At 34.0% G+C, this 8,603-nt stretch carries 10 protein-coding genes; 8 read left to right on the plus strand and 2 right to left on the minus strand.

Features of this window, described 5'->3' with window-relative positions; genetic code table 11:
* Positions 1 to 153: 153 nt before the first annotated feature.
* Entirely contained in the window at positions 154 to 486 is a 333-nt protein-coding gene (gene tnpB / locus H5S10_RS09425) for an IS66 family insertion sequence element accessory protein TnpB (protein WP_182589377.1), read from the plus strand.
* A 91-nt stretch (positions 487 to 577) separates the two neighbouring features.
* Here the strand turns inward: tnpB and H5S10_RS09430 are convergent, their stop codons facing one another.
* A complete protein-coding gene (locus H5S10_RS09430) occupies positions 578 to 1,069 on the minus strand; it encodes a hypothetical protein (RefSeq protein WP_003665670.1) in 492 nt (163 codons plus the stop codon).
* 246 nt (positions 1,070 to 1,315) lie between these two features.
* Here H5S10_RS09430 and spxA point away from each other — a divergent pair, with 246 nt between their 5' ends.
* The 4 genes from spxA to H5S10_RS09450 all read left to right on the plus strand — a co-directional run bounded on the left by spxA (position 1,316) and on the right by H5S10_RS09450 (position 5,009).
* On the plus strand, positions 1,316 to 1,717 hold the full coding sequence (spxA, locus tag H5S10_RS09435) for a transcriptional regulator SpxA (RefSeq protein ID WP_003665672.1): 402 nt from the start codon (positions 1,316 to 1,318) through the stop codon (positions 1,715 to 1,717).
* A 125-nt stretch (positions 1,718 to 1,842) separates the two neighbouring features.
* Positions 1,843 to 2,514: an adaptor protein MecA gene (locus tag H5S10_RS09440; protein ID WP_094502383.1), complete on the plus strand. Its 672-nt coding sequence runs from the start codon at positions 1,843 to 1,845 to the stop codon at positions 2,512 to 2,514.
* Between the two features lie 82 nt (positions 2,515 to 2,596).
* On the plus strand, positions 2,597 to 3,631 hold the full coding sequence (locus H5S10_RS09445) for a competence protein CoiA (RefSeq protein WP_182589378.1): 1,035 nt from the start codon (positions 2,597 to 2,599) through the stop codon (positions 3,629 to 3,631).
* Between the two features lies 1 nt (position 3,632).
* Positions 3,633 to 5,009 carry a C69 family dipeptidase gene (locus H5S10_RS09450; protein WP_182589379.1) on the plus strand — a complete coding sequence of 459 codons (1,377 nt, stop codon included), beginning with the start codon at positions 3,633 to 3,635 and terminating at the stop codon, positions 5,007 to 5,009.
* An 82-nt stretch (positions 5,010 to 5,091) separates the two neighbouring features.
* On the opposite strand, the gene H5S10_RS09455 is transcribed toward H5S10_RS09450, so the two are convergent.
* Positions 5,092 to 5,730, minus strand: a complete 639-nt coding sequence (locus H5S10_RS09455; protein WP_182589380.1) for a DsbA family protein — start codon at positions 5,728 to 5,730, stop codon at positions 5,092 to 5,094.
* A gap of 163 nt (positions 5,731 to 5,893) precedes the next feature.
* Here H5S10_RS09455 and H5S10_RS09460 point away from each other — a divergent pair, with 163 nt between their 5' ends.
* From H5S10_RS09460 to H5S10_RS09470, 3 genes are read left to right on the plus strand one after another with little or no spacing between them, the layout of a single operon-like run.
* Positions 5,894 to 6,550, plus strand: a complete 657-nt coding sequence (locus H5S10_RS09460) for a GTP pyrophosphokinase (RefSeq protein WP_085650535.1) — start codon at positions 5,894 to 5,896, stop codon at positions 6,548 to 6,550.
* A gap of 3 nt (positions 6,551 to 6,553) precedes the next feature.
* Positions 6,554 to 7,366: an NAD kinase gene (locus H5S10_RS09465; RefSeq protein WP_085650534.1), complete on the plus strand. Its 813-nt coding sequence runs from the start codon at positions 6,554 to 6,556 to the stop codon at positions 7,364 to 7,366.
* The gene (locus H5S10_RS09470) at positions 7,366 to 8,277 is read left to right on the plus strand and encodes an RluA family pseudouridine synthase (protein ID WP_182585872.1); all 912 of its coding nucleotides are present in this window, start codon (positions 7,366 to 7,368) and stop codon (positions 8,275 to 8,277) included. Before H5S10_RS09465 ends, H5S10_RS09470 begins: the two co-directional genes overlap by 1 nt.
* Positions 8,278 to 8,603: the final 326 nt, after the last annotated feature.

Below are 8,603 nucleotides of genomic sequence, written 5' to 3' on the forward strand. Positions count from 1 at the left end.
GAAGTATTTTTTTGGCTCTTCGTCAAGAAGTACTGATAGGAAAAATTGAATAAAATTGATCAAGCAACGTAAGCAGTCAATAACAGTACGTCTAGCCCTAGCTCCTCCTGATCTCCTATACTGAGACTATCATCAGTAAGGAGATTTTTATGTATGACAGAACAAAATGAAATTATTACTCCGGTTTTCAAAAATAAAGCAAGTGATTTTAAGAAGCATACTTTTACAGCACGCCCTGCCGTAAAAATCAAGGTAAGAGAACTAATTTTCTATTTTGGCTTCAGATATCGAAAGTGGTTATTCGTTATGCTCGTTAATTGGCATAGTCCAGATCATATCTATTTAGACTGCGGAAAAACCGACATACGAAAGGGCATTGATGGGCTCACAATGGTGATTGTCAAGAACTATGGATTAGAATTATATAACAATTCACTTTTCCTATTTTGCAGTGGACGTAATGTAAGTACTGGGTTGAAAAAATAGGACCATGAAGTTACCAAAATTGATAATTCATGGTCCTATTATAAGGGATCAGTTAATTAGTATTGGAAAATCCCCTTATATTATCTACTTATTAAAAAATGGGTTTATAAATCTCATCATAATAGCTATTGTCTGATCCCATACTGGTAAAGTTCTTTAAAGATGTAAAAGTTTCACTTTCCTTCCATGCAGTTAAGCTTTCAAAATCAGCCCAAGCAGTCAGTAAAACTAAAGTAGTAGCTTCCGCTTTATTATCAACGCTAAGCATATACCCACCATTCATGTTAGCTGGTTCAGTTAATACCTTTTGAAGTGTATTATAAAGAAGCTTTTGCCGATCACCGTTTACTTGAAATGATTGGTAGTAAAACATTCCATTTAATTGGGCATTTAGTGTTGAGTCAAGAGTTGTTAATTTTACTGGTGACTGAAAAATAGTATCTTTTCCAGAAAGATCAAATAATGCTAATTTCCTTGTGTGAGTAGTTGCCTGCATTAATTTGAAATGACGTTCGGGATATTTATCAATAATTGATTGTAAAATTTGTCGTGAACCAAATGTTAAGCTAATTTTTGTTAACATATTAATTCCTCCTCAGAAGTTAGTAGTCATACTTATTATAGTACAACTTAATGCAAAATAATTAAATTGTAAATTTTATCGACTTTATTTTTGATAAGGAAAAATGGCAAGTATAATAGCAAGTAAGCTTACAAAAAGTCAATAAATTTTGTTATATGACTTTAATATTAATTGAATAGGAGGTATAATGAATAATGTATTAATGAATGTTCTAGTTTAACTTAATAAAGGAGGCCACTAAATAAAATGGTTACACTATATACGTCTCCAAGTTGCACGTCTTGTCGTAAAGCACGTGCCTGGCTAAAAGAACATGATATTGCTTTTAAGGAACGGAATATTTTTTCTGAACCATTGTCTTTAAATGAAATCAAGAATATTTTACGGATGACTGAAGATGGTACTGAAGATATTATTTCAAAGCGGTCTAAAGCTTACCAAAAGTTGAGTGTAGATCTTAACGATTTGTCGATGAAGGATCTGTTTAAGTTAATTAGTAAAAATCCAGGATTATTACGACGTCCTATTGTTATTGATGATAAACGGCTTCAAGTAGGTTACAATGAAGACGAAATCCGTCGCTTCTTACCTCGAAAGGTTCGTGAACTTGAACTAGTAGAAGCTCAAGAAAAAGCAAATATGATTTAACTGATAGAATATGGAAAGTGATATGCTTTCCTTTTTTTATTCTTTTAACCGAGTAACTTTACTTTTAAGCGAAAATCCTTACAATAGAAGTAACATCTAGTTTTGGTAAAAGGAGGTGCTGCTCAATGGAGATGGAACGCATTAATGAAAATACTATTCGCGTTTTGGTAGATAATGATGATTTATCTGCTCGGGGTATCACCATTCTAGACTTACTTGGTGATCATCAGCAAATTGAGGATTTCTTTTATAGTATCCTGAAAGAAGTAGATACTGATCACCAATTCCAAAACAACGATGCGGTTACTTTTCAGGTGATGCCCACTAATAATGGCTTAGAATTATTTATTAGTAAAAATGATTCTAATTTTGCTGGGAATGAACAGCATGGACCAATTAATGACCAGGTGTCCAAATATATTAAGCAACATTTGATTCAAAAAAATAGTTCGAATCAAGATCAAAGAAAAACAGCGATTAATGATTCAGAAGATAATGCGATTCAACACACTAACTGGCAAGTAATTACATTTGATTCTTTTGAAGATTTGATTGATTTTGCGAAAATTGCTGAGAGTGATGATGTTTCATCATATTTATATAAGTATAATGATTTATATTATTTAGCAATTGCTTATTCTGATTCTATTTTGAACAGTAATGATATTAAAGATCAACTTGCTCTTGCTTATGAATATGGAAACCCCACGGCAACAACGGTTGATTTTCTAAGTGAACATGGAAAGAAAATAATGTCAGTATCTGCCTTACATTTAATTCGACACTATTTTGAATAAGCTACGTTTGAGTTCATACTCAACGTAGCTTTTTTCGTGCAAAATTGATTAATTTCCGTATATAAATATATAGGGGGATTAAATGTTAGTTGCAGTTCATAATGATCAATTAGTGTTGGCTGAGAACGCAAAAAGCGATATGGCCTATTATTGTCCAGGATGCGGGCAGGGAGTAATTTTGCGACGAGGAAAGCATAAGATTACTCACTATGCCCATAAGAGGGGGAATAATTGTGGCTTTAGTGAAGGTGAAACATTAGAACATTTAAAAGGAAAAAAGCAGATTTACCAATGGGCGCAAAAACATCATTGGAATCCGCAATTAGAAGTCTATTTTCCAACAATTGCCCAACGCCCAGATATTCTTTTAGAAATTAACGGACAAACTGTAGCAGTTGAATTTCAATGCAGTCCCTTAAGTCTTGAAAGGTTGTTAGCACGTAATGAGGGATATCGTCAGTTAAAGATTCCGGTTTGGTGGATATTAGGATCACCTTATTTGCGTAATTTGAGAAATAAAAAAATCGTTCAGTTTACGCAAATTTTTAGAAAACAATTTATTCTTCTATTCTGGGATGTGAAAAGAGCTCAATTAGTTATTAATCAGAAATATCGGCGTTGTTCTTATAGCCGGTTAAAGTATGATAAAAAAACTATTTTAATGGAGCAGATTGAAATGTTGAAGAAGAAACAGTATCTTTTTCCAAGTAAAGAAATAAGAGAACTATCATTAACTGCCTTAAATCTTACTGGACACGCTTTGTATGAATGTCCATTGGTATGTCATGATCTCATTGCTAGTTGGCCAGCAATGGCTATTCCAGTGATTATTTGGCGAATTGGTGTAATATTAGAGATAGAGAAATTCCCCTTATTTTATTCTTGGAGGGATAAGGAATGGAAAAACTTATTAATGAAGGTAAGCAAAAGTGATTGGTTATCCCCTGGTTGTTTACCTCCAGAAATGATTCGCAATAATATTATCAACCAATATACAAACGAATTAATTGCCTTTAAAGTAATTTATCGGAAGGGTAATCATCTTATTTTAATTCATCGTCCAAAATGGTTTAATGATTCACAGTTAAAACTACAGCTGGTTAAAAGGAGATCATAATATGCAACATACATGTACAATGTTTCTAGCGGGAAAGAATGCAACGATTGATGGGTCAACTATAGTTTGTCGTGAGGAAGATTATGGCAATGCATTTGATCCTCAAAGATTTGTATTAGTAAAACCAGAAAGGCAGCCACGTAAATATCAGAGCAAAACAACTGACTTTAAAATTGATTTACCAGTTCCTAAGCTAAAATATACTTCTACGCCTGATGCTGATGATAAAGATGGAATTTTTGGTGCAGGTGGTATTAATGATGTAAACGTTGCGATGAGTGCGACTGAAACTATTACTACTAATGCCCGGATATTAGCGGTAGATCCTTATAATACTTTAGCAGGAATTGGCGAAGAAGATTTTGTAACATTAGTCCTTCCTTATATTAATAGTGCTCAAGATGGTGTTAAGAAATTAGGGAGCTTATTAGAAAAATACGGTACTTATGAGGCTAATGCGATAGCTTTTAGCGATAATAATGAAGTATGGTATATGGAAACAATTGGTGGTCATCATTGGGCAGCTGTTAAAATTCCTGATAGTGCCTATGTAATTGCTCCTAATCGATTTAACATTACTAATTTTGATTTTGAGAGTCCCAACACAATGAGTTCACCAAAGTTGAAACAGTGGATTGATCAAAATAAGTTGAATCCTAGCGAGGACGAATATAATTTACGACAGATTTGCGGAAGTGCAACTGTTACTGATACTGTCTATAACAATCCACGAGCATGGTATGTTCAGCAGCAACTAGGGACGATAAATCCTAATCCGCAAAGTAATAACCTTCCATTCATCTGTTATGCAAAAGAAAAGCTTACCGTAACTACGATCAAGAAGTTAATGAGTTCTCATTATCAAGGGACAGCTTTTGATCCGTATTATTTAGAAAGAGATAAAGCACCGTTTAGGTCAATTGCATTAAACCGGAACTTAGAATTACATATTCTACAAATACGTAATAATGTTCCTGCAAATATTGCTGGGGTTCATTGGTTGGCATTTGGACCTAATACTTTTAATGCTGTGGTTCCCTTTTATGCAAATATTGACGATACGCCAATACCTTATCGAAATACTAGTACTGAATATTCAATAGATGATATGTATTGGCTTACTCATACAATTGCTGCCCTCGGGGATCAAAATTATCGTCAAGCACAAAGTATTGAAGAAAACTTTGAATTGCAGGTAATGGCAAGAACAATGAATATTCAAAAAAAGACGGATAAGGAAATAGCAAAACATCGTGATGTGAGTGCGTTTTTAACCACGGTTAATAATCGAATGGCAGAAATTGCGGTAGATGAGAGTAGAAAATTACTGGGGAAACTAGTAAAGCTTACTTTTGCAAGAGAACAGTTGCAATTCTAGATAAAATAAAAAAAGAGGTTGAATAGATGGTGTTTGACAGGGAGCTGCTAACAAATACCAACTTTTTCCAATCTCTTTTTTATTAATTATTATTTTGTATAATTTGTAGCTTAGGCGGACGATATTGGTTCACGAATTCATCTAGGGATGCAGATCGAGCCAATTTTCCGCTTTTAAATGCGTTTATTAAAGTATTATAGTCAAAGTTTGGAATCATTAGGCCGTAATCAGAATCTTCGGTGTTAAAAACAACTGCGGTGGCCGTTTCTGATACGCCTAGATCACTTGCGATTTTTTGATCTTGACGGAAAGCCTGCTTAGCAAGTTGACTTTGCCGATCCTCAAAAAACATTTCTAAGTCAAGGTGTGAATCATGTGCAATTTTGTTAATTAATTCATCGTTGTAATCCAAGCCTTGGTTAATAAGCGCAGACTGTAATTGTAATAGATAATGCCGTCCACGTTTTCGTCCTTGGAAGAGGGCTGCTTTATAATCTAATATTACTTGGTTAAGGGTTTTTGATACTTGTTGTCTTATAGCAAGATCATGGGGATTAAGATGATAATATTTAATGGTGTTATCGATCGTTTTCATATTGAATAGTGGTACAAATTGATAATTAATTTTTGTATTTAAATTACGATCAATTTTTAACACGTCTTTTTCACACCGTAAACAGCGCATTCCTAATGGATTCACAAAAAGATGAAGTTCGAGCATAATTACCCCTCCGATCATTTGTATACTCAAAATCCTAATCCTGTGAACATAATTATTTTTGCAAATATCTAACTATTTGTAAAGAATTTAGTTTTAAGATAATTACAAGAGTTATTATTATAAATGTGCTAAAATATACGGAGATTTAACAGGAGGCTGAATTATGATTGAAGATTGGCAGCATTTTCTATTGCCATATCAGCAAGCCGTAAATGAACTAAAAGTCAAATTACGGGGGATACGAAAGCAATTTCAGGATCAAACGCAACATTCTCCGATTGAATTTGTAACTGGACGAGTAAAGCCAGTTGATAGTATTAAAGAAAAAATGATTAGACGACATGTGCAAGAGGATCGACTTGAGCAAGATATGCAAGATATTGCCGGTTTGCGGATCATGTGTCAATTTGTAGAAGATATTTATAAGGTAGTTGATTTATTACGGCAACGAAGCGATATGACTATTTTAGAGGAGCGAGATTATGTAACCAACGTTAAACCAAGTGGATATCGCTCATATCATATTGTCATTGAATATCCAGTTCAATTGATTAGTGGAGAAAAAAGAATATTAGCAGAAATCCAAGTGCGAACTCTCGCAATGAACTTCTGGGCAACAGTAGAGCATTCTCTAAATTATAAATATCAAGGTGAGTTTCCTGAGGAGTTATCTGCAAGGTTACAAAGAGCCGCAGAGGCAGCATTTAAGCTGGATAATGAAATGTCAGAAATTCGGGAAGAAATAAAGGAAGCACAGACATTATTTTCTAATCGGAAGTCAAATGATTCTGTTAATAACGAAGATGAATTGAAGGAGTAAATTATGAGAATTGGAATATATAATAATGAAACGGCAGAATCTCAACGGGTGACAAAGGTTTTAAAAACTGAAATGAAGCGGGCAGGCTTAACTTACGTCGAAAAAGATCCAGAAGTCGTAATAACAATTGGCGGAGATGGGACTTTATTATCGGCTTTTCACCATTATCAAAAAGAGTTAAATAACATTCGCTTTGTTGGAATTCATACTGGTCACTTAGGCTTTTATACGGACTGGCGGAGCTTTGAAATTGATGATTTAGTTGATAGTTTAGTAAAAGATAGTGGCCAGGCGGTTTCATACCCGTTACTTGATATGAAAGCTACTTATTCTGATGGACAGACAGAGAATTATATTGCACTTAATGAATCAACAATTCGGAATGTTACACGAACAATGGTATGTGATGTTTTTATTAATAACCACTTATTTGAAAACTTTCGTGGGGATGGTTTATGTATCTCAACTCCAACCGGTTCTACTGCTTATAACAAATCTGTCGGCGGAGCTATTGTAGATCCAAATAGTGTTGGATTTCAGTTAGCCGAAATGGCCTCTCTTAATAACCGGGTTTTTCGGACGCTAGGATCGCCGATTATTTTTGGCGCTGATGCCGAGTTAATTTTGCGGTTACGTGATGAAAATGGTCATGTACTTACTTGTGATCGTGATCAATGGATGCTTAAAAGCGAGAAAGAACGGTATCTGACTGAATTATCTTATAAAGTTTCTAAACAACGAATATATTTTGCTCAATACCGGCATAATAATTTCTGGAATCGCGTAAAAGATTCATTTATTGGTGGAGTACATTAATGGAATTTAATTGGGTATATGATCATCACACACCGCGGAAATTACGATCGGCATTAAAAATGTATGGGGTTTCTTCTTCATTATTAAAAGTAGCTATATACCATGGAGGAAAAATGCAAATAAATGGGGTAGATAAGTGGGCTGTTGATACTGTTAATTACCACGATAAGGTAACCTTAATCCTCCCTCCAGAAACTGCTAATGATAATGTGGATGTCAGTGAGGCACCGATCGATATTATTTATGAAGACCAGGATTTTTTAATAATGAATAAGCCGGCAGGAGTAGCGACAGTTCCTGCTCATAATGTTCCAGTGGCTGATAGTTTGGTAAATCGGGTAAAAGGATACTATAAGCGACAAAATTATGAAAATCAGGTTACCCATGTTGCAACACGTTTAGACCGTGACACCAGCGGCTTAGTTGTTTTTCCTAAACACCGTTTTGCCCATGCCGTCCTAGATGAACAATTAAAAAAACATTTAGTTAAGAAAAACTATCTTGCTCTAATTAAAGGAAAGGTTCCAGCAAAACATGGTTATATTGATGCACCGATTCAACGCGATCCCAATTCATTTGTAAAGAGAATGGTAGGGAAAGAAGGAAAGGCATCTGTAACTGAATACTGGGGCCAAGAATGTAACGTTCAAGCAAGTCTTATTAAAATTAGGTTGCATACGGGGCGAACACACCAAATTAGAGTTCATTTTGCTAGTCTTGGTTTTCCATTAATTGGCGATAAGATGTATGGTGAAGAGTCGCAATTTATTGCTAGACAAGCACTTCATTGTTATTGGCTAAGCTTTTATAGTCCATTTAAAGGGGAAGATATTACTGTTTCGGCACCATTGCCAATTGATTTCAAAAACGCTAAAGATGGTCTTTTTAGTATAAAGAATATTAGTGATTGAATTAATGAGTAGAAAATACCAGGAGATAGAGTTAATTTATTTACTGATTTTTTATAAAAAAGTATTGTAAAGAATAAAAATATAGGGTAAAATATAATTCCTGTCATCAATAAGATATGAATAAATAATCATATCTATTAATATTATTAAGAATGAATATGATTGTAAAATTAAGTTTTTTTGATAAAAAAGCAAAAAAGCTATTGATATCTGATTGACGACATGATATATTAATAAAGTTGCTGATTGAGTTATCGATCAAAAGAAATTCAAAATTAATTAAAATTTCTTCTTGACAAGCCAATCAACACATGTTATAATGAATA

Origin of the sequence: Limosilactobacillus balticus, assembly GCF_014145615.1 — a bacterium.
Lineage (GTDB): Bacteria > Bacillota > Bacilli > Lactobacillales > Lactobacillaceae > Limosilactobacillus > Limosilactobacillus balticus.

What these genes read in the sequence shown, in the direction of transcription:
- tnpB (WP_182589377.1), top strand. Translation starts at nt 154, where the DNA reads ATGACAGAACAAAATGAAATTATTACTCCGGTTTTCAAAAATAAAGCA.
- H5S10_RS09430 (WP_003665670.1), bottom strand. Translation starts at nt 1,069, where the DNA reads ATGTTAACAAAAATTAGCTTAACATTTGGTTCACGACAAATTTTACAA.
- spxA (WP_003665672.1), top strand. Translation starts at nt 1,316, where the DNA reads ATGGTTACACTATATACGTCTCCAAGTTGCACGTCTTGTCGTAAAGCA.
- H5S10_RS09440 (WP_094502383.1), top strand. Translation starts at nt 1,843, where the DNA reads ATGGAGATGGAACGCATTAATGAAAATACTATTCGCGTTTTGGTAGAT.
- H5S10_RS09445 (WP_182589378.1), top strand. Translation starts at nt 2,597, where the DNA reads ATGTTAGTTGCAGTTCATAATGATCAATTAGTGTTGGCTGAGAACGCA.
- H5S10_RS09450 (WP_182589379.1), top strand. Translation starts at nt 3,633, where the DNA reads ATGCAACATACATGTACAATGTTTCTAGCGGGAAAGAATGCAACGATT.
- H5S10_RS09455 (WP_182589380.1), bottom strand. Translation starts at nt 5,730, where the DNA reads ATGCTCGAACTTCATCTTTTTGTGAATCCATTAGGAATGCGCTGTTTA.
- H5S10_RS09460 (WP_085650535.1), top strand. Translation starts at nt 5,894, where the DNA reads ATGATTGAAGATTGGCAGCATTTTCTATTGCCATATCAGCAAGCCGTA.
- H5S10_RS09465 (WP_085650534.1), top strand. Translation starts at nt 6,554, where the DNA reads ATGAGAATTGGAATATATAATAATGAAACGGCAGAATCTCAACGGGTG.
- H5S10_RS09470 (WP_182585872.1), top strand. Translation starts at nt 7,366, where the DNA reads ATGGAATTTAATTGGGTATATGATCATCACACACCGCGGAAATTACGA.